At 73.2% G+C, this 26163-nt stretch carries 22 protein-coding genes; 12 read left to right on the forward strand and 10 right to left on the reverse strand.

Features of this window, described 5'->3' with window-relative positions:
• Position 1: 1 nt before the first annotated feature.
• From ACFPK1_RS07960 to ACFPK1_RS07990, 7 genes are all read right to left on the reverse strand, one after another.
• Positions 2-1621 carry an IucA/IucC family protein gene (locus ACFPK1_RS07960; protein ID WP_378020386.1) on the reverse strand — a complete coding sequence of 540 codons (1620 nt, stop codon included), beginning with the start codon at positions 1619-1621 and terminating at the stop codon, positions 2-4.
• Positions 1618-3183, reverse strand: a complete 1566-nt coding sequence (locus ACFPK1_RS07965) for an IucA/IucC family protein (RefSeq protein ID WP_378020387.1) — start codon at positions 3181-3183, stop codon at positions 1618-1620. Before ACFPK1_RS07965 ends, ACFPK1_RS07960 begins: the two co-directional genes overlap by 4 nt.
• 38 nt (positions 3184-3221) lie before the next feature.
• Positions 3222-4262 (reverse strand): 2,3-diaminopropionate biosynthesis protein SbnA, encoded by a 1041-nt coding sequence (gene sbnA, locus ACFPK1_RS07970; RefSeq protein WP_378020388.1) that lies wholly within the window; start codon positions 4260-4262, stop codon positions 3222-3224.
• A 114-nt stretch (positions 4263-4376) separates the two neighbouring features.
• Entirely contained in the window at positions 4377-4805 is a 429-nt protein-coding gene (locus ACFPK1_RS07975) for a TIGR03618 family F420-dependent PPOX class oxidoreductase (protein WP_378020389.1), read from the reverse strand.
• Positions 4806-4873: 68 nt separating this feature from the next.
• The gene (locus ACFPK1_RS07980; RefSeq protein ID WP_378020390.1) at positions 4874-6097 is read right to left on the reverse strand and encodes an MFS transporter; all 1224 of its coding nucleotides are present in this window, start codon (positions 6095-6097) and stop codon (positions 4874-4876) included.
• Between the two features lie 29 nt (positions 6098-6126).
• Complete coding sequence (locus ACFPK1_RS07985) at positions 6127-7317, reverse strand: alkane 1-monooxygenase (RefSeq protein WP_378020391.1); 1191 nt, start codon at positions 7315-7317, stop codon at positions 6127-6129.
• 79 nt (positions 7318-7396) lie between these two features.
• The gene (locus ACFPK1_RS07990; RefSeq protein ID WP_378020392.1) at positions 7397-7990 is read right to left on the reverse strand and encodes a TetR/AcrR family transcriptional regulator; all 594 of its coding nucleotides are present in this window, start codon (positions 7988-7990) and stop codon (positions 7397-7399) included.
• A gap of 281 nt (positions 7991-8271) precedes the next feature.
• On the opposite strand from ACFPK1_RS07990, the gene ACFPK1_RS07995 reads away from it, so the two are divergent.
• Positions 8272-8991 (forward strand): hypothetical protein, encoded by a 720-nt coding sequence (locus ACFPK1_RS07995; RefSeq protein ID WP_378020393.1) that lies wholly within the window; start codon positions 8272-8274, stop codon positions 8989-8991.
• A gap of 263 nt (positions 8992-9254) precedes the next feature.
• Here the strand turns inward: ACFPK1_RS07995 and ACFPK1_RS08000 are convergent, their stop codons facing one another.
• Complete coding sequence (locus tag ACFPK1_RS08000) at positions 9255-10529, reverse strand: cytochrome P450 (RefSeq protein ID WP_378020394.1); 1275 nt, start codon at positions 10527-10529, stop codon at positions 9255-9257.
• A 248-nt stretch (positions 10530-10777) separates the two neighbouring features.
• On the opposite strand from ACFPK1_RS08000, the gene ACFPK1_RS08005 reads away from it, so the two are divergent.
• Both ACFPK1_RS08005 and metX read left to right on the forward strand, forming a co-directional pair.
• Positions 10778-12085 (forward strand): bifunctional o-acetylhomoserine/o-acetylserine sulfhydrylase, encoded by a 1308-nt coding sequence (locus ACFPK1_RS08005; protein WP_378020395.1) that lies wholly within the window; start codon positions 10778-10780, stop codon positions 12083-12085.
• Between the two features lie 13 nt (positions 12086-12098).
• Positions 12099-13235, forward strand: a complete 1137-nt coding sequence (gene metX, locus ACFPK1_RS08010) for a homoserine O-acetyltransferase MetX (protein WP_378020396.1) — start codon at positions 12099-12101, stop codon at positions 13233-13235.
• Between the two features lie 3 nt (positions 13236-13238).
• Here metX and ACFPK1_RS08015 read toward each other — a convergent pair whose 3' ends face one another.
• Positions 13239-13637, reverse strand: a complete 399-nt coding sequence (locus tag ACFPK1_RS08015) for an ArsR/SmtB family transcription factor (protein WP_378020397.1) — start codon at positions 13635-13637, stop codon at positions 13239-13241.
• A 66-nt stretch (positions 13638-13703) separates the two neighbouring features.
• On the opposite strand from ACFPK1_RS08015, the gene ACFPK1_RS08020 reads away from it, so the two are divergent.
• From ACFPK1_RS08020 to ACFPK1_RS08060, 9 genes are all read left to right on the forward strand, one after another.
• A complete protein-coding gene (locus ACFPK1_RS08020) occupies positions 13704-14816 on the forward strand; it encodes a DUF418 domain-containing protein (RefSeq protein ID WP_378020398.1) in 1113 nt (370 codons plus the stop codon).
• Positions 14817-14939: 123 nt separating this feature from the next.
• Complete coding sequence (locus tag ACFPK1_RS08025) at positions 14940-15839, forward strand: CPBP family glutamic-type intramembrane protease (RefSeq protein ID WP_378020399.1); 900 nt, start codon at positions 14940-14942, stop codon at positions 15837-15839.
• A 73-nt stretch (positions 15840-15912) separates the two neighbouring features.
• The gene (locus ACFPK1_RS08030; RefSeq protein WP_378020400.1) at positions 15913-17667 is read left to right on the forward strand and encodes a sensor histidine kinase; all 1755 of its coding nucleotides are present in this window, start codon (positions 15913-15915) and stop codon (positions 17665-17667) included.
• Positions 17655-18302, forward strand: a complete 648-nt coding sequence (locus ACFPK1_RS08035; protein ID WP_378020401.1) for a response regulator — start codon at positions 17655-17657, stop codon at positions 18300-18302. The genes ACFPK1_RS08030 and ACFPK1_RS08035 overlap by 13 nt, the downstream gene beginning before the upstream one ends.
• An 83-nt stretch (positions 18303-18385) precedes the next feature.
• Complete coding sequence (locus ACFPK1_RS08040) at positions 18386-19513, forward strand: serine hydrolase domain-containing protein (RefSeq protein ID WP_378020402.1); 1128 nt, start codon at positions 18386-18388, stop codon at positions 19511-19513.
• Positions 19514-19643: 130 nt separating this feature from the next.
• On the forward strand, positions 19644-20006 hold the full coding sequence (locus tag ACFPK1_RS08045) for a cupin domain-containing protein (protein ID WP_378020403.1): 363 nt from the start codon (positions 19644-19646) through the stop codon (positions 20004-20006).
• Positions 20007-20065: 59 nt separating this feature from the next.
• A complete protein-coding gene (locus ACFPK1_RS08050) occupies positions 20066-20794 on the forward strand; it encodes an alpha/beta hydrolase (RefSeq protein ID WP_378020404.1) in 729 nt (242 codons plus the stop codon).
• A 40-nt stretch (positions 20795-20834) separates the two neighbouring features.
• Positions 20835-21743 (forward strand): oxidoreductase, encoded by a 909-nt coding sequence (locus ACFPK1_RS08055; protein ID WP_378020405.1) that lies wholly within the window; start codon positions 20835-20837, stop codon positions 21741-21743.
• 68 nt (positions 21744-21811) lie between these two features.
• Complete coding sequence (locus ACFPK1_RS08060) at positions 21812-22516, forward strand: PaaI family thioesterase (protein WP_378020406.1); 705 nt, start codon at positions 21812-21814, stop codon at positions 22514-22516.
• Between the two features lie 274 nt (positions 22517-22790).
• Here the strand turns inward: ACFPK1_RS08060 and ACFPK1_RS08065 are convergent, their stop codons facing one another.
• Positions 22791-26072, reverse strand: coding sequence for a protein kinase domain-containing protein (locus ACFPK1_RS08065; RefSeq protein ID WP_378020407.1), 3282 nt, complete (start codon positions 26070-26072; stop codon positions 22791-22793).
• Between the last annotated feature and the right edge of the window lie 91 nt (positions 26073-26163).

Consider the following 26163-nt stretch of genomic DNA (forward strand, 5'->3'; position numbering starts at 1 on the left):
CTCACGAGCGAAGCATGGGATTCGGCAGGGCGTGCACGCGCAGCTCGGTGTCGGGCCAGAGGCGGCGGGTCGCGAGCTTCTCGATCTCGACCGTCGGCGCGAAGACGTCGAACACCGCGAGGCGCTCCCGGAACCCCGGGTGGCGTGCGGCGTGGTCACGGACCGCCCGCGCCGCGACCGCCCAGAACTCCTCCTCGGCGAACCCGTACTCGCCCGCCAGCAGGTAGGCGATCTCGGCGAGGTTCACGAAGCACAGGCAGTCGAGCAGGAACCCGGTGACGAGGGCCGGGTCGGACGTCTCCAGGAACGAGTTGGCGTTCGGGTGGTCGGCCGGCGGGGCCTCGAGCGCCGGCCCGGGCGCCGCCAGCAGGTCGCGGGAGAAGCGCACCCCGTCGTGGAAGTCCTTGAGCGCCACGCGCGTCGGCAGCCCGCCGGAGTGCACGAGCAGCATGTTCTGCGCGTGCGCCTCGAGCGCCACGCCGTGCACGACGAGCAGGTGCACCAGGGGCAGCACCGTGGCGGTCACGAGCCGCTCGGTCCACGCCCGCGCCCCCTGCGCCCGGATCCACGGGTCGATCAGCGGCACCCCGGCGGGCGAGCGCGACGTCAGCCCCGGGAACGGCACCGCCCGCTCGGCGGGGTGCAGGCGCCCGTGGAGGCTCTCCCGCCAGATCGCGCCCAGCCCCGGCTCGACGGTGACGCCGAGGATCTCGCGCAGCACGACGACCCGCGCCTTCTCGTCCAGCACCGGATCGCCGGCGACGATCCCCGCCAGCCAGTCCGAGATCGGCGCGGCGTTGCGGACGGTGTGCGGGGCGAGGCCCCGGGACGTCGACGTGTTGGTGATCGCCAGGGGCAGCTTCACCGACGGCGCCGCGGGGACGTCGGTCCGCGCCAGCGTCCGGATCGACGCCTGCGGGCGGTGGGGCGCGCCGGGCCCCACCACCCGCAGCGCCCCGGACGCCAGGGCGTCGGCGTGCGTCACCGCCACGTGGTGGTCCCATTGCCACGGGTGCACGGGGACGCCGACCCGCCCGGCCGGCGCGCTCCACACCGACGCCGGGTCGAGCCCCGCGGACGCCACGACCGACACCAGCGCGGGGTCGGCGTCGAGCAGCACCGGGTGCACGGTCGGGGCGAACTCCGGGGTGTAGGCGTGGAGGTCCTCGACCCCGAACCCGATCCGCGACTTGTACGCCGGGTGGTAGCGGTGCCCGTCGGCGGTCAGGGCCTCGAGCACGTCGTGCCCGGCGTCCGGGTCCAGCGGCCCGTCCGGGCGCGCCCGCACCGCCAGCGCGTCACCGAGCACGGTCGCCGCGAGCTCGCGGCCCAGCCGCGCCCGGCACGCCGGGTCGGCGCGGATCGGCGCCCCGGCCAGGAACTCGCCCGGCGTCACGGCCGCGCCGTCGCGCGTCACCGGCCCCGTCAGCCGCACCCGCCCGAACGACGGCGTGCGGACGAACGTCAGCGCGAACGGTCCCGCGCGCGTCCCGGGCCCGCCGTCCCCGTCGACGTCCACCGCGTCCTCGAGCACCAGCGACTCGACGAGCTGGGTCAGGACCCGCGCGCGTACGGGGCCGGCCGCGGCCAGGGCCGCGGCGACGTCGACCGGCGAGGTCACCGCACCGCCCGCAGCGGGTTCGGCACGCGCACGACGCCCGCGGGCATGCTCGTGCCCCGCGACGGGCCGCGCTCGAGCAGCGGGCGCAGCACCGAGCGGTAGGGCCAGGTGTCGGCGTCGAGCAGCTCGGCGTGCAGCGTGCTGCGCACCACCGGGGTGCGCGTCGCGCCGACCGCGTCCTCGACGGCCCGGCGGATCACCGCCCACCAGTGCGTCTCCGGCCGCCCCGTCGCGCGCACCTGCGCGTCGACGACCCCGCCCAGCCCCACCTCGAGGGCCAGCGTCGCGAAGAACCCGATCAGCGCGCCCGGGGTGTCGAGGCGCAGCGACTGCGTGCCGCCGGGCGCGAGCCGGTAGGCGGGGTCGGGCACCGAGAGCCAGCGGGGGTGCACGCGCACGGCGTCGTGGTCGCGCAGCACGATGCGCGCCACCCGGTCACCGTCCAGGTCCAGCAGCACGTTCTGCCCGTGCATCTCGGGCAGGGCGCCGTGGCGCAGGAACCCGATCCCCACCTCGACGACGGCCTCGGTCACCGACGCGAAGAGCGCCGCGGAGGCGCCCTCGAACGCCAGCGCCGCCAGCGGCACCCGGCGCGTCCCGGCCGGCGGGGGCAGGCGGCGCAGCGCGGCCGCGAGGTGCCCGGGACGGTCGTGGAACTCGTCGCTGCCGTCGGGCCTCGCGAACCCCGACCACGACGTCTCGTCGGCGACGTCCACGCGCGCAGCCAGCCCGGGGTCGACGGCGAGCACGCGGCGCAGGACCTGCTCGCCGCGCTGCCCGTGGTCGAGCGAGCGGGCCCCGAGCAGCCGCGCCGACCCGAGCGTCGTCACCCCCAGCGGCAGCTTGAGGTGCCGCTGCCCGCCGAGGTCGAGGGTGCGCAGCGACGCCGTCGCGACGCCCGTCCCGACGCCACGCGCCAGCGGCACGACGACGCCGTCGGCGAGCTCGCGGGCGAACGCGACGGGCAGCACGTGCTCACGGTCGAACGGGTGCACGGGCAGCGCGACGTAGCCGTCCGGGGCCTCCGGGGCGTCCCCGAGATCGAGGGCGGAACGACCGTGCCGCACGTGGTCGCGCCGCACCGCCACCCAGTCCAGCGGCACCGGCCGGCCCGGGCCCCAGCGGTCGAGGTCGGCGCGCGTCCAGCCGCCGACGGCGTGCGCGGTGGGGTGGAACGGGCGCCCGCGGGCGGCGGCGCGCTCCTCGCCGGAGGGCCCGGGGTCGGTCACGGTGTGCTCGACGGCGGTCGTGAGGTCGCGGGCGACGACGTCGAGGCACGGCGCGTCCGGGGCGAGCAGCGCCACGACCTCGGCGGGGTCGGTGACCTCGCGCAACGGCATCCCCACGAGCACCGGACCGTCGACGTACCGCGTGCGCTGCACGACCCCGCCCGGGCGCGCGCGCCAGGCGATGCAGCCCCCGTCGGCGAGGCGGTGACGCAGCCAGGTGCCGGGGCGCCCCTCGGGGCCGGGACCGAGCGAGGCGCCCGCCAGGCCGGCGACGTCCTCGGCGACGGCGGCGTCGAGCAGGTCGCGCAGGACCAGCGTGCGGGCGTCGGTCATCGGGCCGCGCTCATCGGACGGTGCTCATCGCGCGGCGCTCATCGGGTGGTGCTCATCGGGCGTCGACGCACCGGGCGGGCGGCCACGCGCCGGGCCCGCGCCCGGTCGAGCCAGGCGTCGTCCCACACGCGGTCGAGGTAGCGGTCACCGCGGTCGGGGAAGATCGCGACGATCCGCGCCGGCGGCGTCACGTCCCGCACGACCCGGCGCACCGCGGTGACCACGGCGCCGGTCGACCCGCCGGCGAAGATCGCCTCGCTGGCGAGCAGCTCGCGGCACGCCTCGGCGGCGGTCGCGTCGTCCACCGCCTCGACGCGGTCGATCTCGTCGGGGGAGTGCAGCTCGGGGACCCGGCTCGATCCGAGCCCCGGCAGCTCCCGCCGCCCGCCCGGGCCGCCGAAGATCACCGAGCCGACGGCGTCGGCGGCGACGACCTCGAGGGGGTCGCACACCTCGCGCAGCCGCCGCGCGCAGCCGAGCAGGCTGCCGGTGGTGGACACCGCGCCGACCAGGTGCGTCGGCGGGACGAGCAGTGCGTCGGCGATCTCGGAGCCGGTGCCGTGGTAGTGCGCCAGCCAGTTGCGGTCGTTGGCGTACTGGTTGATCCACACGGTGTCGGGCGTCGTCGCGAGGATCTCGTGCACGCGGGCGAGGCGCGTGTGCAGGTAGCCGCCGGCCTCGTCGGGCTCGTCGACGGACTCCACGTCGGCCCCCAGCCCGCGCATGATGGCGACGTTGGCCGGGCTCGCGTGCGGGTCGACGACGCAGGTGAAGGCCAGCCCGTGCAGGCGGGCGACCATGGCGACGGCGACACCGAAGTTGCCCGAGCTCGACTCCACCAGGCGGCTGCCCGGCGGGATCGACCCGTCGGCGAGCCCGGTGTCGACGATGTAGCGGGCCGAGCGGTCCTTCATGCTCCCGCCCGGGTTCATCAGCTCGAGCTTGGCGAGCACCTGCACCCCGGGCTGGGGGAACATCCGGCCGAGCGCCACCAGCGGTGTCGTACCGACCGTGTCCAGGACCGATGCGTGGACGGGTTCCAGACCCGTCCGGGACCCACGGGCGAGGGTCACTCCCACCTCCGTCGCGACGCGGCTGGGCCGGGGTGGGGACCGCTGTGGCGGTCCCGCCCCGACCCAGGCAACCCTAACCACGCGACGGCGCGTGCCGATCGGGTGACCGGAGGAACCCGATCAGCCCGCGTTGTCCGGGACGTCCGAGGCCTTGACCTGGCCCCAGCCGTGCCAGCGGTCCACCTCGATCCACGCCGCGACGCGCGCGCGGTCACGGATGGGGTAGGGGTCGCCGGTGTAGTGCTTCGAGGCGCGGTCGATGATCGCGAGGTCGGTGTCGTCGGCCCACTCGACGACGCGGCCCTGGATGCTGACGTGGGTGTACCAGTCGTCCTCGGCGAGGATCGTGATCGAGGCGCGCGGGTCGTTGCGCAGGTACTCGACGCGCTTGCGCTGCGCGTCCATGTTCACCAGCACCCGACCGTCGTCCCAGAGGTACCAGGTCGCGACGGAGACGGGCTGGCCGTCGCCGCGCACCGAGGTGATGACGCTGGGGTTGGGGCGGGCCAGCAGCTGCTGGACCTCGTCGGGCAGCGGGGGCTTCGGCATGCGGGGTCCTCTCGTGGGGTGGTCGTGCGCGGGGGAGGGTGCTCGCTGCGCGCCCGTTCCACACCGGCTCAGGCCTCGACGCGCTCCCGGGCGGCGCTGCGCCGCGAGCGGACGACGAGCGCCCGGGCCACGACCGCGGTCAGGCCCAGCACGACGACGACCAGCCCGTAGACCTCGGCCACCGGCCGCAGGCCGACCTGGACGGTCGCGACGCCCGCGATCACCGCGGGGACGCTGAAGGCCAGGTAGGCGATCGTGTAGGCGACGGCCATGAGCTCGCCGCGGGTCTCGGGTGCCGCGATGCGGGCGAGCGTGCCGAAGCAGGCGAGCGACGCGGACCCGAACCCGAGGCCGGCGACGACGGTGCCCGCCGCGGTCCCCACCGGCGAGCCCAGCGCCAGGGCGGCGAGCGTGATCAGGGTGCCGGCGGCGAGCAGCCCGCCCGCCGGTGCGAGCAGCGACTCGGGGGAGCGGCGGAACGCGACCACCGCGGTCACGGCGCCGACGCCGCAGAGCAGGGTGACGACGATGCCGCCGACGAGGTGGCTGCGCATGCCCAGCAGCTCGGCGGCCACCGACGGGCCCAGCGACAGGTAGAGCCCGCCGAGCGCCCAGCTCGCGGCGAGCGTGGGGGTGATCGCGAGGACGTCGGTGCGCAGGCCGGCGGGGATGCGCACGCGCGGGCGCAGCGAGGCCAGCGCGCCGGCGCGGCGGGACGCGGTCTCGGGCAGGACGGCGAGCACCACCGCGACCACGGCGAACCCGGCGAGCAGGACGATCCAGACCAGGCGAGTGGGGGCCGGCGCGTACTCGACGAGCAGCCCGCAGCCCAGCGCGCCGAGCGCGAGGCCGATCAACGGCGTCGCGGCGTTGGCGAGACCCGCGCGCCGCGGGTGCAGGTCGACCAGCGTCGCGGCCATCGCGGTGATCGCCGCCCCGGTCGCGGCGCCCTGCACCGCGCGCGCCACGAGCAGCATCGTCGTGTTCGTCGCGACGAGGAACAGCACCACCGCCGCCGTCTGCACCACGAGGGCGACGGCGAGCACCGGGCGGCGCCCGACGTGGTCGGAGAGCCCGCCGACCACCAGCAGCGAGGCCAGCAGGAACAGCACGTAGACCGCGAAGATCACCGTCAGCGTCGCCGCCGAGAAGCCCCATTGCGCCTGGTAGACGACGTAGAGCGGCGAGGGGACGCTCGAGGCGGCCAGGAAGAGCACGACGACCCCGGCCACCGCGGCGAACAGCCGGCCGCGGCGGACGGGGTCGAGGGCGTCAGCGGGTGCGGTGCTCACTCACGACGTCAACACGCGCGTCGCCGGTTCTATGTCCGTGCGCTGCCCGCGGCGTAGCGGGTGAGGTACCGCTCACGCTTGCGGGGGTGGATGTTGGCGAGGGTGACGTCGCCGTCGTAGTGGGCGAGCACCTTGCGGTCCATCATCGCGCGCCACACCGGCGGGAAGAGCGCCACGACGATCATCGAGCCGTAGCCGCTGGGCAGCTGCGGCGACTCCTCGAAGTGCCGCAGCGTCTGGTAGCGGCGCAGCGGGTTGGCGTGGTGGTCCGAGTGGCGCTGCAGCTGGTAGAGCAGCAGGTTCGACACGGTGTGGTCGGCGTTCCAGCTGTGCCGCGGGTCGGTGCGCACGTAGCGGCCGTCGTCGCGCTTCGCGCGCTTGAGCCCGTAGTGCTCCAGGTAGTTGACGACCTCGAGCAGTGTGAACCCGACGACCGCCTGCAGCACCAGCCAGGGCAGGATCACCGGCCCGAACGCGACGGTCAGGCCGACGAACAGCACGACGGTCATCGCCCAGGCCACGAGGAGCTCGTGGTCGAACGGGGTGTGGCGGCCCTTCGAGCGGCGCTTGGACTCCAGGTGCCACGACGAGCGCAGGCTGCCCCACACGGTGCGCGGCAGGAACATCCAGAAGCCCTCGCCCAGCCGCGAGCTCGCCGGGTCCTCCGGCGTGGCGACCCGGACGTGGTGGCCGCGGTTGTGCTCGACGTAGAAGTGGCCGTACGCGGAGCTGGCCAGCGCGATCTTCGAGAGCCAGCGCTCGACGTCCTCGCGCTTGTGGCCCAGCTCGTGGGCGGTGTTGATGGCGACGCCCGAGACGACGCCCATCGTCAGCGCGAGGCCGAGGTCGGCGTGCCAGGGGAGGTCCCACGTGGCCCAGACCCAGCAGCAGAACACGAGGCTCGCGTACTGCACGGGCAGGAACAGGTAGGTGACCCAGCGGTAGTAGCGGTCGGCCTCGAGGCGCTCGCGCTCGGACTCCGGCGGGTTGTCGTCGGTGGCCCCGAAGATCAGGTCCAGGGCCGGGAGCAGGACGAACAGGATCATCGGGCCGACCCACCACCAGCCGGCCCACCCGGTGGCGGACACGAGCCCGGCGCCCAGGAAGGGCATCGCGGGCATCACGGTGGCCAGGGGCCAGAGGTAGCGCTTGCGGTCACGCCACGGGCGCTGGGGTGCACCTTCGGCGCGTTCTTCGCTGGTGACTTCTGTGGTGCTCATGGGCCTGTCTCCCTCGACGCGACGGCTCGCGACCGAGTGTGCGATGTGACCCGCTCAGAAACAAGACCCAAATTTTGTCTCAGTTTGGCGTTCGGAGTAGTGCGGTCACGAGGTGGGAGACGCGCTGCCCGACGTCGACGGGGTCGAGCGAGGGGGCGACGACATGGGAGATAACGAGGCGGACCACGGCGTCGACGGTCTCCTCGACCAGCGTCGGCAGGAGGTCGGGGCGGCGCTGCACCATCCAGGTGGCGAGCAGGGAGCGGGCCGACTCCCGGATCGATTCCGAGCGCGAGGTGAGGAACGGCAGCAGGCCGGCGTCGCCCGAGCGGCTGCCGGTGAGCACGGCGAGGAGCAGGGGGTTGTCGGCGGCCTCCTCGAGGGTCAGGCGTGTCGCGGCCGCCACGGCGTCCCCGATGTCCTCGTGCTCGGCGAGCGCGCGCCCGATGGCGGCGAAGAACCGCTCGGCCTCGCGCGTCATGAGGGCCTCGCCGAGACCGTCCTTGTTGCCGAACTCCCGGTACAGCGTCGGGCGCGACACCCCGGAGTCGACGGCCACCTCGCCGACCCGCACCCGCTCCCAGCCGCGCTCGACGGTGTGTTCGTGGGCGGTCGTGAGCACGCGCTCGCGCACCTGGCGCCGGAACTCCAGACGCAGGGACTCGCCGCTCATGCGATCAGTGTCACGCACCGCAACCGGCGAGGAGCGCGGAGCAGGACCGAGGCACCCGGTCGGGCCTGTGTGCTGGCCTGGTGAGCGCAGCGCCGGGAGGGCTGCTCAAACCACTTCGACGGAGCAACTTGAGAGGCCGTTCGGCCCGGATCGCTGGGCCGAAGCGAGTCACTTTCTCATCACGACCAACTCACGAGTAACGACGCTCACCGGACGCCGATGAGGGCGCAGACCACCCGGGTGCACCCGGAGAACCACCGTTCGGCCGAAGGGTTCCGCACATGCTCGTTCGTCCCGATCGCCTGCTCCCCAGCGTGATCGTCGGTGCCCTCCTCATCGGCGCCCTGGCCCTCGGTGCCGGGACGGCGTCGGCGGACCCGATCGATATCGGCGATCTGCTCCCGACTCAGTGCATCGATCCGGACACGCAGCAGCCGAAGACGCTCGTCACCGGCCTGGCCCGAAATGCACTGACCGGGGTGTGTGAGGTCGCTGCCGGGGTGCGCGACGCAGCCGTCGACCCACCTTCCACCACGGTGGTCGAGCCCGACCCCGCGCCGCCGTCCACAGCCACGACCACCGCGACGACGGCAAGCCTCCCCAGTTCGGTCACGTCTCAGCCGGTCGCCCCGGCGCCGGCAGCGCCGATCAGCGTTGCCCGCCCGCCGGTAGCCGTCGTCCCGCCCGCCGCGCTCGTCGCTCCGGCGGCGGCCGCACCCGGCGGGCTCGCCGCGACCGTGCCGTTGCTGAACTTCGGCACCCCCAACCCGGCCCTGCTCCTCGCGCCGCCCGGCAGCCCGTTGCGGACGCTCGCTGGCGAGAACACCGGCTCGCCGGTGACCACGACGAGCGATGTCCAGGCCATCGCCTTCGACAACATGCCCGGCGGGATGGGCACGCCCGCCGTCGTCGGCGTGCTGATCCTCTCGACCCTCGGGGCCTTCGCCCTGCGGCACCGGATGCTCCGCCGCGCCCGCACGCCCGTGTCCTCGGAGCGCTGACCGGCAAGATCGCCGTCTCGGTGACGATCCCGGTCAGATCTGACGGGGATCGTCACCGAGACGACGATCATCGGCGCCGCCGCGAGCGCCACCGCCCGCGTCGCGCCGCCCGCCCGCACGCGTCCCGTCCGCCGAGAATCGAGCCGGCGGCTTTCCTGACGTTGGACGTCAGCGTGGCCGCCACGCTGATACACCCGTGCCTCGAGCGGGCACCGGCGTGGCGCGACGGCGAGCACGTGGCGATCCTGGCGTCACGCCCCGGCTCAGTGACCCCGCGCCGCGTCGGTGCTCGCCAGCGCGACGGGCAGGTGCTTGATGCCGTTGACGAAGATGCTGCGCAGGCGGTCGGGCTCGCCGACGACGCGCAGGTCGGGCATGCCCGCGAAGAGCTCCCGGAACATCACGGCGATCTCGCGGCGGGCGAGGTGCGCGCCGAGGCAGAAGTGCGGGCCGTGGGCGCCGAAGCCCTGGTGCGGGTTGGGGGAGCGGCGCAGGTCGAGGGCCTCCGCGTCCGCGAACACGGTGGCGTCCCGGTTCGACGCCCCGTAGACCAGCAGCAGCTTGTCGCCCGCGGCCACGTCGACGCCGCCCACGGAGGTGTCGGCGACCACCGTCCGCCGCATCCAATTGATCGGTGAGGCCCAGCGCACGACCTCGTCGACCGCGGTCGGCGTGACCCCCTCGACGTCGCCCGACCACGCCTCCCACTGCGCCGGGTCGAGGTGCATGCCCCACACGCCGTGGGTGATGGCGTTGCGGGTGGTCTCGTTGCCCGCGACGCAGAGCAGGATGAAGAACGAGGCGACCTCCTGGTGCGTCAGCCGCTCGCCGTCGACCGTCCCGTGCACCAGCGCCGACGTGACGTCGTCGCCCGGGGACTCCTCGCGCCGCGCCGCCAGCTCCGTCATCAGCGCCGAGAGCCCGGCACCGGCGGCGAGGTAGTCGCCGAGCGGGTTGTCCGAGGTCACGTACTCGGGGTCGTCGCCGGCGAGGATGACGTTGGAGTGCGCGAACACCTCGTCGCGCCGCGACTCCGGGATGCCCATCATCTCGCAGATGATCAACAGGGGCATCGGGGCGGAGACGTCGGCGACGAGGTCGAACGAGCCGTCGCCCGCCAGGGCCTTCGCGCGGGCCGACGCGATCACCGAGCGTGCCACGCGCGTCACGTCGTCCAGCAGCGCCTCGGTGCGCCGGGGCGTGAAGGCCTGCGCGGCGATGCGCCGGATCTTCGTGTGCCGCGGCGCGTCCATGCTGATGAGCGAGCCGAAGAACTCGCCGGCCTCGGGCGGCAGGTCGAGGATCGACACCGCGCCCTGCCCGGAGCAGAACAGGTCGGGGTGACGGCTGACCTGCTCGACGTCGGCGTGCCGGGTCACCGCGCGGAACCCCGGCCCCGCCGGGAACCCCGGGAACTCCGGCTCGGCGAACCGCGGCAGCCCCTCGTCGGCGCGCAGGGCCGCGAACGCCTCGTAGCGGCGCGCCCAGGGCGCGGCCCAGAACTCGCGGTCACCGAGATCCACCGTGGAGGCCGTCATCGTTGGCAGGCTGCCAGCAACGGGACGGCGGCGCCACGGACGGGTACGTAACCGTCGCGACCCCGAGAGGGGGTCGTGTTGTGCCCCGTGCCGGGCAGGCGGGAGGATCATCGCCGTGGTGCGGGTCGATCTCGAGAGGTTCTGGCCGAGTCGTCGTGTCGACGCGTTCGACGAACGGTGTCGCTGAGGGGCAGCACCCCACCCGACGACGAGCACGATCCGACATCACCGACGATGGAGAGCACCTGATGACCGACGCGAGCACCGGCTGGTCGTTCGAGACCCAGCAGGTCCACGCGGGCGCAGCCCCGGACACCGCCACGAACGCCCGGGCGACGCCGATCTACCAGACGACGTCGTACGTCTTCCGCGACACCCAGCACGGCGCCGACCTGTTCAGCCTCGCCGAGCCGGGCAACATCTACACGCGGATCATGAACCCGACGCAGGACGTGCTCGAGCAGCGCGTCGCCGCGCTCGAGGGCGGCGTGGCCGCCCTCGCGTTCGCGTCGGGCAGCGCGGCCACCACGGCCGCCATCCTCAACATCGCGGTGGCCGGCGACCACTTCGTGTCCAGCCCGAGCCTCTACGGCGGCACGTACAACCTGTTCCACTACACGCTGCCCAAGATGGGCGTCGAGGTCTCGTTCGTCGAGGATCAGGACGACCTCGAGCAGTGGCGCAACGCCGTCCGGCCGAACACCAAGCTGTTCTTCGCCGAGACGATCGCGAACCCGGGCTCGAACGTCCTCGACATCGCGGGCGTCTCCGGCGTCGCGCACGAGATCGGCGTGCCGCTGCTCGTCGACAACACCGTGCCGACGCCCTACCTCCTGCGCCCGATCGAGCACGGCGCCGACATCGTCATCCACTCGGCGACGAAGTACCTCGGCGGGCACGGCACCACGATCGCCGGGGTCGTCGTCGACGGCGGCACGTTCGACTTCGGCGCGCACGGCGACCGCTTCCCCGGCTTCACCGAGCCCGACCCCAGCTACAACGGGCTGAAGTACTGGGAGGCCCTCGGCCCGGGCGCCTACGCCGCCAAGCTGCGCGTGCAGCTGCTGCGCGACACCGGCGCGGCGATCAGCCCGTTCAACGCGTTCCTCATCATCCAGGGCATCGAGACGCTCTCGCTGCGCCTCGAGCGCCACGTGCAGAACGCCCAGGCCCTGGCCGAGTGGCTCGAGGCGCGCGACGAGGTCGAGCGCGTCTACTACGCCGGCCTGCCCTCCAGCCCCTGGAACGAGGCGGCGAAGAAGTACCTGCCCCGCGGCGCCGGCGCGATCGTGTCGTTCGACCTGCGCGGCGGTGTGGAGGCCGGGCGCGCGTTCGTCGACGGCACCAGCCTGCACTCGCAGCTGGTGAACATCGGCGACGTCCGCAGCCTCATCGCGCACCCGGCGTCGACGACGCACAGCCAGCTCTCCGAGAACGAGCAGGAGTCCGCGGGCGTGACCCCGGGCCTCGTGCGCCTCGCCGTCGGCATCGAGAACATCGAGGACCTCAAGGCCGACCTCGAGGCGGGCTTCACCGCGGCGAAGGCTGCCCAGTGAGAGATCTGGCTGCGTGACCGGCACGACCGTGAGCGTGCTCCCTCCCGCCACCGGTGCGTGGCGGGAGGGGGACCCGGTCGGCGACCGGCTCTTCCTCGACATCGGCGCCGTCACCTTGGAGAGCGGCGAGACGATCCCGGACGTCCGCGTGGCGTACGAGACGTGGGGCCGCTTCGACGGGTCGAACGCCGTGCTCGTGCTGCACGCGCTCACCGGCGACAGCCACGTCATCGGTGACGCGGGGCTCGGCCACCCGACGCCGGGCTGGTGGTCCGGGCTGATCGGACCCGCGCGGACCGTGGACACCGACCGCTGGTTCGTCGTCGCGCCCAACGTCCTCGGCGGCTGCCAGGGCACCACCGGCCCGTCGACGCCCGCGCCGGACGGGCGTCCGTGGGGGTCGCGGTTCCCGCGGACGACGGTGCGCGACCAGGTCGTCGTCGAGGCGGAGGTCGCCGACGCGCTGGGCATCGACCGCTGGGCCGCGGTGCTCGGCGGGTCGATGGGCGGCATGCGCGCGCTCGAGTGGGCCGTCATGTACCCGTCGCGGGTGGAGCGGCTGCTGCTGCTGTGCTCGCCGGCGGCCGCGTCGGCGGACCAGATCGCCTGGGCCGCCCCGCAGATCGCCGCGATCCGCGAGGACGCCGGCTGGCACGGCGGCGACTACCACGACCTGCCCCGCGGCGAGGGCCCGCACCGCGGCCTGGGCGTCGCGCGGCGGATCGCGCACAACACCTACCGGACGGCCGAGGAGTACGACACGCGGTTCGCGCGCCGCCCGCAGCCGGGGGAGGACCCCGAGGGCGACGGGCGCTTCGCCATCGAGAGCTACCTCGACCACCACGCCGAGAAGCTCGTGCACCGCTTCGACGCCGGCAGCTACGTCGAGCTCACCCGGGCCATGAACGGCCACGACATCGCCCGCGGGCGGGGGTCGCTGGCCGAGGTGCTCGGCGGCGTGACCGCGCGGACCGTCGTCGCGGGGTCGGTGTCCGACCGGCTCTACCCGCTGCACCAGCAGGAGGAGCTCGCCGCCCTGATCCCGGGCGCGGGCGAGGTGTGGCGCATCGAGTCGCCGTTCGGGCACGACGCGTTCCTCATCGAGGCGCGCCGGCTCGAGGAGATCCTCGGGGAGCTCCTCCGGGTCTGACCCCTACAGCGTGACCGGGTGGCCGACGACCTCGTGCAGCAGGGCGTGCACGGTCTCGTCGGCCAGGCGGTAGCGCACGACCCGCCCGGCGCGCTGGGTGGCGACGAGCCCCTGGGCGCGCAGCAGCCGCAGCGCCTGGGACGTCGTGGTGTCCTTGAGCCCGGCGGCGACGGCGAGGTCGGACACGCAGATCTCGCCCGCGGCGTGGATGCAGAGCAGCAGCGTCAGGCGGGTCGGGTCGGCGAGCAGCGCGAACCGCGTGACCCACGCGTGCATCGTCTCGCCGCTCGGCAGGGCGGCGATCGCCTCGCACACACCGTGGTTCTCGTTCAGCGCGCGATGGCGCTGCTCGAGACGGGCGGCGTCCTCCGTCGTGCCGTCCGGGGGTTCGGTGAGGTGCACGGAACCATCGTGTCATCCTCACGCCGCCGCCGGTCGGCGGCACGGATCACGGCAGGAGGTTCCCGGGTGACCGGACCGACCGGGCTGGCCACACGGAAGATCACCCCCGACCTCGCCCGCGGGCTCCTGCTCGCCCTCATCGCGGTGGCGAACGCGCACCTCTACCTGGTCGAACGCCCCATCGGGTACCGGGGCTACCCGGCGGGGCTCACCGGTGGCGACGCGGTCGTCGCCGTGGTGCAGATGGTGCTCGTCGACGGGCGTGTCTTCCCGCTGTTCGCCGCCCTGGTGGGCTACGGCGTGGCGCGGCTGGCCGAGCGGGCGCCCGAGCCGGTGGTGCGCCGGCGCGGGCTGGTGCTCCTCGGGGTCGGGGCGCTGCACGGGCTGCTGCTGTTCCCCGGCGACATCATCGGCGCCTACGGCCTGGTGATCCTGCTCCTGGCGCCGGCCGTGGCGTCGTCGTCACGGGGGCTGCTCGCGGCGGCCGGGGCGATCGGGGCGTTCGCGGTGTTCCTGTCCTCCGGTGCGAGCGGGCCGCAGGGGGTCCCGACGGTCCCGTCGATCGCCGCGCCGACCCTCGGCGCGTTCCTCGCCGCCCACCCCACGGAGTGGCTCGCCACCACGATCTTCTCCGCGCTGCTCACGGCGCCCGCGGTGCTGGTGGGCGTGGTGATCGGGCGGTCGGGGACCCTCGACGACCCGGCCGTCCACCGGCGCCGGCTCACGCTCTGGGCGGTCGCGGGGTCGGTCGCGGGCGTCGGGCTGGGCCTGCCGCTGGCACTGGCGGTGATCGGGGTGTGGGCGCCGACGGGCGCGGTCGGCGCGGCGGTCGCGGCCGCGCACGCCGCCGGCGGGTACGCGGGCGCGCTCGGCCTGCTCGGGCTCATGGGCCTGCTGGGCAGCGTGTCGTGGCCGGGGCAGCGCCTCGTGGCGGCGGCCGGGACGTGGTCGATGACGCTGTACCTGTCGCAGTCGGTGGTGTTCGTCGCCGTGTTCGCCGTGGTCGCGGGCGGGCTGGGGTCGACGGCCTCGCTGACCACCGCGACGCTCGTCGGGCTCGCGACCTGGCTCGCCGGCGTGGTCGTCGCGGGCCTGCTCGCCCGCGCCGGGCACCGCGGCCCGTTCGAGCTCCTCGTGCGCCGCCTGACCTACCTCGGCGGGACCTCCGGGACGTCGTAGATCCTCCGCCACATGGACCCAGGTCCATTCCTGCCGCACTCCGTCCGGCCTACCGTCCGAGCAGCTGATCTCCAGCGGACAGGTGGCCCGGCGAGCCCGCCGGGCAGGAGGGGCGCCCCAGCCATGACGGTCTCACCGGAACGACAGCGGTCGCAGCGGCCGGGGCTGCTGGCCCGCCACCCCCTGGTCTCCTTCTTCGTCATGGCCTACGCGTTCACGTGGATCGTGTGGACGCCGTGGGTGCTCGGGGCGGACGGGGCGGGCCTGCTGCCGATCCGGATCGACCCGGGTGCGGTCGGCTACCTCAACGCCGCCGCGATCCTGGCCGGCCCCACCGTGGCCGGGCTGATCATGACGGGGGTCTGCGAGGGCCGGGCCGGGATCCGCCGTCTGCTGGCCCGCCTCGTCCTGTGGCGGGTCGGCGTCCGCTGGTACGTCGTGGCCCTCGTCGGCGTCCCGCTGATCATGCTGCTCGGCACGATGGTCTACGCGGGCACCCTGCCGGCCCTCGGCGCCCTCGGCGGTCCGTCGTACCTGCTGTCCTACGTCGTGTCGTTCGTGCTCGTGACGATCCTCGGCGGGCCGCTGTTCGAGGAGATCGGCTGGCGCGGCTTCGCCCTGGCGCGCATGCAGCGTTCGCTCGGCCCGCTGGGCGCCTCGCTGGTGCTCGGTGTGCTGTGGGCGCTCTGGCACCTGCCCGAGTTCCTGGTGCCGTCGTGGGCGGCGTCGTCGGGCGGCGGCGGGCTGTCGGGCATCGTCCTGTTCACCCTCACCGCGATCACCTTCACGGTCGTGATCACGTGGGTCTTCAACAACACCCGCGCGAGCGTGCTGCTCGCGGTCCTCGTGCACTCCTCGATCGACACCTTCACCGGCACCCTGGCCGCGATCTTCCCGCCCGAGGCCGTGGCCAGCGCGTTCCCGTACATGATCGGCTTCGGCGCCGTCGCGCTGGTGCTCGTCGCCGTGACCCGCGGCCGGCTGAGCCACCGCCGTCTCGAGGAGACCGTCGACGCCCGGTGATCGCCCCGGGGCCGTCCGTCACGGCCTCTGGCACGGCCTCGACCCGGACCCCGCGGCGTGCCACCGTGATCACGTGGACCCCGGGGGGCGGCGGCCGAGCGCGGCGACGCGCACCCTGCGCCTCGCCCTGGCCGCGCTGGTCGGCGCGGTGGTGCTCTGCGCGGCGATCGAGATGGTGCTGCTCGTCGGCAGCCCGGAGGCCCCGTACGGCGTGCTCGTGCTGCTCCCGCTCACGGGCGTCGTCTACGCCGGGGTCGGGGCGGTGGCGTGGGCGCGGCGCCCGAGCAACCGGACGGGCGCGGTCCTCGTGGCCGGCGGCCTCGCGTGGCTCGCGGCGGGGCTCGTCAACACGACGGTCCCGCTGCTGATCGCCGTCGGCCAGGTCACCGCCTGGATCCCGATCGCGATCGTGCTGCACGCGCTGCTGGCGTTCCCGTCCGGGCGGCTCGGCGCCGCCGGTCCGCGGGCACTGGCGGGCGCCGGCTACCTCGTCGCGATCCTGCCGCAGCCCGTGCGCTACGCCGCGACCCCGCTCGCGCCGCCCTACGACCCGCTGTTCGTCGCCGACCGGCCGGCGGTCGCGGCGGCGGCGACGCTGACCCAGACCGTGGCGGCGACCGCCCTGCTCGGCGTGGTGGCCGCCGTGCTCGTGCGGCGGCTGGTCCTCGCCGACCGCGACCGGCGCCGGGCCCTGCTGCCCGTGTACGCCTACGGCGCGGTGGCGGTGCTGAGCATCTCGCTGCTCAGCGCGCTCACCCGCTACGCCGGCGCCGACCCCCTGCTCGCCCCGGTGCTGCAGCTCCTCGCGCAGGCCGGGGTGCCGGTGGCGTTCACGGCGGCGATGCTGCGCGGCGGGTTCGCGCGCACCGGGGAGCTCCAGGAACTGGCCGCCTGGCTCGCCCGCCCCGGGCGCGAGGGCGACCTGCGCGGGGCGCTGGCCCGGGCGCTCGGCGACCCGTCCCTGCGCCTCGCGTTCCCGGTGGCGCGCCCCGAGGGGGCGGGCGCGTCGTGGGTCGACGAGGCCGGCACCCCGGTGACGCTCCCCCCGCCGGGCGCGGACCGGGTCGCCGTCCCCGTGGTGCTGGGAGAGCGCGAGGTCGCCGTGGTGATCCACGATCGCGCCCTGCACCCCGACCCCGAACCGGTGCGCGCCGCCGGGAGCATCGTCGCGCTCGCCGCGGACCGGGAGCGCCTGACCGCCGACCTGCTCGCCAGCCGCGAGGACCTGCGGGCCTCGCGCGCGCGGCTCGTCACCTCCGGCGACCGCGAGCGCCGCCGGCTCGCGCGCGACCTGCACGACCGGCTGCAGAGCCGCCTGGTCATGCTCGCGATCACGGCCTCGGACGCGTCGGTGGCCGAGGAGGGGTCGCTCGCGGCGGTCCGGCGGGGGATCGAGGACGCCGTCACCGAGCTGCGCGACCTGGTCCAGGGGGTGCTGCCGGCGCTGCTGATCGAGCGGGGCCTGGTCGCGGCGGTCGAGGAGCTCGCCGAGCGCAGCCCGCTGCCCCTGGTGCTCTCGGCCGAGACGGGCGCCGACGACGACCTCCTGCCGGCGGTCGAGAGCACCGCCTACCACGTGGTCGTCGAGGCGGTCACCAATGCCGTCAAGCACGCCGGGGCCACCAAGGTCGCCGTCGACGTCGCCCGGGTCGCCGACCGGTTGCGCGTGGAGATCGCCGACGACGGGGTCGGCGGCGTCCGGGTCGGGGCGGGCGCCGGCCTGCGGGGCATCGCCGACCGGGCCGGCGCGGTCGGCGGCGGCATCGTCGTCGACAGCGTCGCGGGCCGGGGGACCCGGCTGGTCCTGGAGGTGCCGTGCGGGTCGTGATCGGCGAGGACGAGGCCCTGCTGCGCGAGGGGCTCGTGCTGGTGCTGGAACGTGCCGGGATGGAGGTCGTGGGCACCGCGCCGGACGCCGACGAGGTGGTCGAGCTGACCCGTCGCTGCCGGCCCGACGTGCTCGTCACCGACATCCGGATGCCGCCGACGAACACCGACGACGGCCTGCGCGCCGCGGTGCGCGTCCGCGCCGAGGTGCCGGGCACCGCGGTCGTCGTGCTGTCCCAGCACGTCCAGCGCCGATACGCCCGCGAGCTGCTCGGCGACTCCGCGGCGGGCGTGGGCTACCTGCTGAAGTACCGGATCGCCGACGGCGCCGGGTTCTGCGACGACCTCCGGCGCGTCGCGGCGGGCGGGACGGCGCTCGACCCCGAGGTCGCCGCCGCGATGATGTCCCGCCGCGACGACGCCATCGCGGAGCTGGGCCCCCGCCGGCGGCAGGTCCTCGCCCTCATCGCCGAGGGCCGCACGAACAGCGGGATCGCCCGCCGGCTCTCGATCACCGAGAAGGCCGTCGTGGCGCATTCGTCCGGCATCTACGACGCCCTCGGGCTGGCCGTGACCGACGACGACCACCGCCGCGTCCTCGCCGTCGTCCGCTATCTCACCGACCGGCCGTCGTGAGCGGTCATCTGCCTGACAGCCCCGGACGGCCCTGATCACCTAGCGTGCGCGACCATGATCCTCTCGATGCCGGCGGGGTCCCGGTGACGGCGTCCCGGCGCGTCCGCGCGCTCCTGGTCGCCGCGCTCGCCGTCGCCCTCGCGGCGTGCTCGTCGGGTGCGGCGACGCCCCCCGCTGCTGCTCCGGCGGCAGACCCGTCCGCGCGGGTCGACCAGCTCGCGGCGGCGGCGCTCGGCCACGGGATCACCGGCGCGGTGGTGGCGATCGAGGACCCCGCGGGCCTGCGGATGCTGCGCGCCTACGGGACGTCGGACACCGCCGGCACCCCGATGCCGCCGGACGCGCACTACCGCATCGCCAGCGTCACGAAGTCCTTCACGGCCGCGGCCGTGCTCGCGCTCGCGCGGGAGGGACGGCTGTCGCTCGAGGCCCCGCTGTCGGACTTCGTCGCCGGGGTCCCGAACGGCGAGCGGATCCGGGTGCGCGACCTCGTGGCCATGCGCGGCGGCGTCTACGACTTCACCGAGGACCCGGGCTTCGGCGCCCGCTACGACGCCGACCCGACGCTGCCCGGCTGGCGCGCCGAGGACCTGATCCCGATCCTGCAGGCCCACGCCGGCGAGGCCCGCCCGCCGGACACGGAGACCCGCTACTCGAACTCCGAGTACGTCCTGCTCGGCGTCGTGCTCGAGCGCGCGACCGGGCGGCCGGCCGGGGAGGCGATCGAGGGGCAGGCGCGGGCGATGGGGCTCGGGCAGACGTCGTACCCGACCGCGGGCGACGACCTCCCGGCGCCGTTCACGCGCGGCTACATCGCCACCGGCGACCCGCAGAACCCGCCGCCCTACCGCGACGGGACGGTCTCGAACCCGGCCGTGCCCGGGTCGGCCGGCGCCATGATCTCCACCGTGCCGGACATGGCCCGCTACGCCCCGCTCCTGGCCGGCGCGACCGACCGGCAGGTCTGGGGGCCGCTGACCACGTCGGGCATCCGCCTGCAGTACGGGCTCGGCGTCACGCAGGTCGGCGACTGGGTGGGCCACGACGGTTCGATCTTCGGCTACAGCGACATGGTCTTCCACCTGCCCGCGCGGCAGGCGACGGTGGTGGTCATGGTCAACGCCGGTAACGGGGCGGCCGTGCCGGCGCAGGAGCTGTGGGCCCAGATCGTCGACGCCCTCTACCCGGGCACCCTGGCGCGCTGGCCCTGAGGCACGGTCGGTCCCTGACGTTGGGCCGAACGAGTGGTGCTCGCCGCCGACCCGCCGGTTCGCGCTCACACTGGGCAACCCCGTGGCACCAGGCGCCGCGGGAGAACAGGAGCCCGCAGAGGAGACCACGATGCCCGCCATCGAGCACCGGAACATGGGCGCGCCCGACGAGACCCGGACGCCCGACAAGACCACCCTCGAGGTCGTGCAGCTGGGGGACGCCACCGTCGCCCGCCTGACGCTCCAGCCGGGATGGCGGTGGTCGGAGTGCATCCGCCCGGTCGTCGGCGGGGAGAGCTGCCAGGCGGCCCACCTGGGCTATCTGGTGTCGGGCTGCATCCACGTCCGCGCGGACGACGGCACCGAGGCGGACATCGTCGCGGGCGAGACCTACCGCCTGACGCCGGGCCACGACGCCTGGGTGGTCGGCGACGAGCCCGCCATCGGCCTGGAGTTCGAGCCCAAGACGGCCGAGACCTACGCCCGCACCTGATCCCACGTGAGCACTTTCCCGGGCTATAGCCCGGGAAAGTGCTCACATAGGGTCGGGGCGTGAGGGAGCTGCCGCCGCCCGTGCGCTGGTGGGGGCGTCCCTTCGGCGAGGCCCGGCTGCACCTCGAGCTCGGCCGCCTGCTGCTGTCCGCCACCTGGCGCGGCGACGACGTGCCGCACGGGGACGGCGCGCCCGTCCTGCTCGTGCCGGGGTTCCTCGCCGGCGACCTGTCGCTCGTCGTCCTGCACGACTGGCTGCGCCGCATCGGGCACCGCTCCTACCGCTCGGGCATCGTCTGGAACGTCGACTGCTCCGAGGCCGCCGTGCGCCGCCTCGAGCGCCGGCTCGTCGAGGTCGCCGACCGTGCCGGGGCGCCGGTGACCCTCGTCGGGCACAGCCGCGGCGGCCTGTTCTCCCGCGCCCTCGCCGCCCGCCGCCCCGACCTGGTCCGGCGGGTCGTGACGCTGGGCAGCCCGCTGGCCTCCCAGCTCGACGCGTCGGTGCTCACCCTCGCCGCGGTCAGCGGGGCGCGCGTCGCGCAGAACCTCGTGCGCCCGCACCGCCCGCACTGCCTGACCGTGCGCTGCCCCTGCGCGTTCTCCGAGGACCTCGTCGCCCCGGCCCACCCGCCGCTCGTCGCGATCTGGAGCGCCCAGGACGGCATCGTGCGCCCCTCCTCGTGCCGCCCCGACGACGCCGAGTGGCTCGAGGTCCGCGGCAGCCACGTCGGACTGGGCGTCAACGTCGAGGTGTACCGCCGGCTGGCCGAGATCCTCCTGCGACCGTGACCACCGTTTGGATCAGCAGGACGCCGGGCACCGGACCGGCATGACTGCGTGGACCCCCGCCGACATCGGCGACCAGTCAGGCCGCACCTTCGTCGTGACCGGCGCCAACTCCGGGATCGGCCTCGAGGCCTCCCGCGAGCTCGTGCGCGCCGGCGCCCGCGTCGTGCTCGCCGTGCGCGACACGGAGAAGGGCGCGCAGGCCGCCGCCGCGATCGGCGAGGGGGCGCGCGGCACCACCGACGTCCGCCGCCTCGACCTCGCCGACCTCGCCTCGGTGCGCGCGTTCGTCGCCGACCTCGACGGGCCCGTCGACGTGCTGGTGAACAACGCCGGGCTGATGGCGATCCCGGAGCGGCGCACCGCCGACGGCTTCGAGATGCAGGTCGGCACCAACTTCCTCGGCCACTTCGCCCTGACCGGGCTGCTGCTCGACGTGCTCACCGACCGGGTGGTGACGCTGTCGAGCGTCGCGCACCGCCTCGGCAGCATCGACCTCTCCGACCTCAACTGGCGCCGCCGCCGCTACCAGCGCTGGCTCGCCTACGGGCAGTCGAAGCTCGCCGACCTCATGTTCGCCTACGAGCTCGAGCACCGCTTCGTCGCCGCCGGCTCGCCGTTGCGCTCGATGGCCGCGCACCCCGGCTACAGCGCCACCAACCTGCAGAGCCGCACCGAGTCGGTGCAGGACGCGGTGATGGGCGTGTTCAACAAGATCGTCGCGCAGGGCCCGGCGATGGGCGCCCAGCCGACGCTGTACGCGGCGACGGTGCCCGACCTGCCCGGCGGCACCTACATCGGTCCGAGCGGGTTCCAGGAGATCTCCGGGCCGCCGGTGCCCGTCGGGTCGACGGTCGCCTCGCACGACCGCGCGACCCAGGCCGGGCTGTGGGACCTCGCGGTCGAGCTCACCGGGGTCACGCCGCGCATCCGCGCCGGCGCGCCGTCCTGAGCACCGCCACCGAGGCCCCGCTGGCGCAGCTGCAGTGCTGCGTCGACGAGGGCCTCGCGCTCGCCCCGGTGCACGCGATCGTGGGCGCGCGCCTGCGGGAGATCGCGCCGGGGCGGGCCGTCGCCACCGCGCCCGCGCCCGATCCGGCGGGCATCGACGCGGCGCTGTGGCTGCTCGCCGACTTCGTCACCGGGCTCGCCGTCACCGGCACGCTGGCGGTGGGGGAGCGGATCACGACGCTGCGGCTGACGCTGCACGTCCTGTCGCGGCATGCCGTGACGGGCGGACTGCACGGCGTGGGCACGCTGGACGAGCAGCCCGGCGACGTCGCCCTGAGCACCGGGGTGATCACCGACGACGCCGGGCGGACGGTCGCGCGCGCGGTGGGACGCAACGCGGTGCTGGCCGACGAGGTGGCGGCGGCGACCCGGCCGGGCGCGGCGCCGGGCTGGTCCGACCCGCCGCGGCGGGCCGCCGACCTCGTCGTCGACGGGGCGCCGCCGGACCCCCTCGCGGTGAACTACGCGGGCGTCGTGCAGGGCGGGGTTCTCGCGTCGCTGCCCGCCACCGCGCTGGCCGAGGTGCTCGGCGGCCCGCCCGACGAGGCGACCGCGACGTTCCTGCGCGCCGTGCCCGTCGACGGCCGCACGGTGCACGTCACCACCGAGGTCGAGCACGGCGGGCGGCGCCTGCGCAGCGGCCGCGCGGTGCTGCGGGACGACCGCGACCGCACGGTGCTGACCGTGACCGGGCTGCGCTACACGCCGGCCTAGGCCCCAAATCTTCGATGCCGGATGCGCCGCCGCTGAGGCCTCGGCCTCGCATGCGGGCGCCGACCACCACGGCCATGGTTCAGTCGGCTCGTCGGCTACCCGTACTACCTGAGTCGCCGCCGAACCTCAAACCGCACGATCGGCCCGACGGACCACCTGCGCGTTGATGTTGCGGCGGCCCGTCCCGCGATCACAGCTCGGCGGGGGTGGAGCTCGGCTCTGTCCCAGTCGGGGCCCACGGCGAGTTGGCGGACCGCCGAGCGCCGATTCCTCGTCACCTCATCATCTCGGGCACAGACGCCAGGTGCGCGGCAAGGCTCTTAGGGTCTTTGCACCGATCGTCGACATTGGGTTCGAGGAGCCACGACAAGATCGTCTTGAACTGTGGCGAACAGGCGAGGTCGCTGACGTCGATCCGCTCGGTGGCGGCTGACTCCACGATCGTCCTGACGTCTCCCTGTCGTGCGGGCCGCCCCGTCAACATCTCGAAGAGCACAAGCCCGAGCGCGAAGAGGTCGGATGCGATGTCCACGGCGCCTTGTGTGAGCTGTTCCGGTGCCAGATAGAGAGGTGTTCCGATGATCGAGCCAGCTCTGGTCAAAGGTGTCGTATGAGAGCTACGTGCAAGCCCGAGGTCTACCAACACGGGTGACCCGTCCGAGGTGACGACGATGTTGGACGGTTTGAGAGCGAGGCGGACGACGTCCTCCTGGTCCAGGTACCCGAGTAGGTCAGCAAGGGCCTTGCCAACGTGAACCGTGAAGGTGGGGTGCAAAGGCCCCTGTGCAACCAGGGTGGCAAGCGATCGACCGCGAACATACTCCGACACGAGGGCGAGCTGCCCATCGTCGTTGACCGCGGCGAGCACCGTGGCGAGGAGGGGATGATCGAGGCTTCGTGCTATATCGACCTCTCTGTGGAAACGGCCGACTAGGTCTTCGTCCGGTCCGGCTGAGCGCACGTCGAGAACCTTGATCGCCACATCCCTGCCCGTGTGTCGGTCTCGCGCGAGGTAAACCGTTCCAAGCGGACCACGCCCGAGCTCCTCGACCAGTATGTAACGACCGTCACCTATTCGGCCGAGTTCCCCGGCTTCCGTCGCCCGGCTCTGCACAGTGTCCATGATCGTCCGCGCCAGTTGGTAGGTCGTTGCTGTCGGTGTTCCAGCGCCGACGACAGTCCGCCGCGGGGAGTCCGCCCCCTTTGCATCAAGGACACCGACATTCGCCAGTTCGTTCAGGAGTTCGATGCAGTCGCGGTCCGAGGCGAGGTCCGTATTGGCGTCCTGCTCTGCGCGCTCGGTGATGAGGTCTTCCGCCGTGAACGCGGCTCCTCGCTTGCTTAGTACCCAGTCCACGACAAGGTAGGTGGCGTTCCGTCGGTTGTCGATGTCAATCGGGTCCGTCAGCGGCCCGCGCGGTCTTGCTTGCGCCCAGAGGGGGCCAAGTCGTCGCTGCAACGTTGCGAAGAAGGCGATCGACGCGGCAGACGGCGGATCGATGAATAGATGAGGACCATTGTTCCGCCATTCGACGAGTTCGTCCAGGCTGTTCAACAGCAGGCGGGGCAACCCTCTCGAGCGGTACTCCAAGTAGTCGGAGATTTCAGTGGGCGTGCGTCCTACTATTCCGAGGAGGAGGTGTCGGAGTAGTGCGTCGGCTGTGCCAGGGGGAAGGCAATTGATGTAGATCTGCCGCCCGAATACTGTGCTCCAAATCGTGTTACTGCGGGTATAGGCACGCCGGCACAGATCGAAAACATCGGCACCTGCGACGAAGACGAAATGCGCTGCGGACGCCGTGAAGATGTTCTTGAGGCCTCGGAGGAGCGTCTCGAGCGACGAAAGTCCGTCGGCGTCGGATGTGAGTTTGTCGATCTCATCGAGGACGAAGACCAATCGACCCGTCCACAAGCGTGGCGCTCGGCCGAACCATCGACGAGCAGGTCTGTGTGAACCATTCTCGGCGTTTGTGAGGGCGGAGACGATACGGGGGAAGTCGTGCTCGGATTCGACTAATCCATAGGGTAAGAATTGTTCCTCGTCGCCTCGCGCCCTCGCTTTCTTGCCTCCAGCATTCCCGCCGAAGCCTCCGAGGGTTCCTGTGAGGCCGAGGGAAGATTCGAGTGTCTCCGACCGCGTTGTCTTCACGGTCATCATGGTCCGGCGATAAGCGGTCGCCAGTGTCTCCTCCACTTCGTTGGTGAGACGGTCGACGATCCCTGCACGCTGGACCGCATCGCCCAATCCACGGATCAGGCGGACGAGCAGTTCTTCCGGCGTCGTCGGGCGAGCGACCGACTGCCACACTGCGAGGACCGGTTTCTCCTCCGTGCCGCCGATCACGAGTTCTCTACGCAGCTCGTCGACTGCTCGGTGTACGACTGTCGTCTTGCCGACCCCGTTGAGGCCGCTTACGAGCAGCGAGCCGCCGGGTGAGTACTGCAGACGTTGCCGGACGATATCGACGAAGATCTGGTTGTTCAAGAAGGGGATGGTGGCTCCGTGCCGAAGTGGCCCTGCATTCGTCTGGTAGTCCGCGCGTAGGGGAATGTGGCCCACTCGAGGTGGGAGTATGTCGAAGGAAGGCCGCGGTGGCGGACGAGTGATGCGAGTTGGATCGGGTGACGGAGGGGGCTCGTTTGGCGTCTTGCCCGTCGGGTCCGGGGCCGATGTCTCGCTGGTCGCGTATCCGGAGCCGGGCGGCGTCCCCCGGCTGGCCCCGCTCGGTGTCCCAACGTCTAGGGCGGCGTCGAGTGCGGCGCGCCCGAGTTCCCCTGCCGTCGCAAAACGCTCGTCGGGTGACTTTGCCATCGCACGAGCAACAACGTCATCGAGAGCTCTCGGGAGGGTTGCATCTCTCTGAGAGGGCAGTGGCGGCGGCTTGTGCAGGTGGCTGTACATGACAGCCGGGATGTCTTCCTCGTCGAATGGCCGACGTGCCACGAGCATCTCGTAGAGCACACATCCGAGACCGTAGATGTCGGCGGACGGGAGTGGTCCTGCTCCTTCAAAAGTCTCCGGCGCCATGTAGTTCATGGTGCCGATCTGCACGCCACTTTCGGTGAGATTGCCGGACTGACCACGTTGCACAGCAACGCCAAAATCCATCAGGTAGGCAAAAGGCACCTGGTCTTTGGTGACCATGATGTTCGAGGGCTTGATGTCTCGGTGGATCAGGCCGACCTTATGGGCAGCATCGAGCGCGGCGGCTACCTGAGCAACAATTTGCGCGGCAAGGTTGGCGGCGAGCGGCCCGTCCTTCAACATGAGGCCTACATCCGAACCCTCCACCAGGCGCATCGCGATGAAGAGGCGATCGTCGATCGTCCCGAAATCGTAGATGGGTACGACATGTGGTTCGTCGATGCGTGCGGCGATCTGAGCTTCGCGTTTGAACCTCGCGACGTACTGCTCGTCCTGCGAAAGGGTGACAGGCAGTAGCTTGAGGGCGACGTACCTCTCAAGCCGAGTGTCATAGGCGCGGAGAACCTCGCCCATTCCTCCTTGGCCGAGACGCGACTCGAGCCGGTAGCGCTCGGAGGCTTCGTCAACCATCTGCGATCCCGGTCTCCCCTGGTCACGGCACCGCTTCCACGTGGAGGCTACTCGTTGCAACCACCTAGCGGGAGATGATTACGCTCGTGAC

This window comes from Actinomycetospora rhizophila (assembly GCF_042657905.1).
Lineage (GTDB): Bacteria > Actinomycetota > Actinomycetes > Mycobacteriales > Pseudonocardiaceae > Actinomycetospora > Actinomycetospora rhizophila.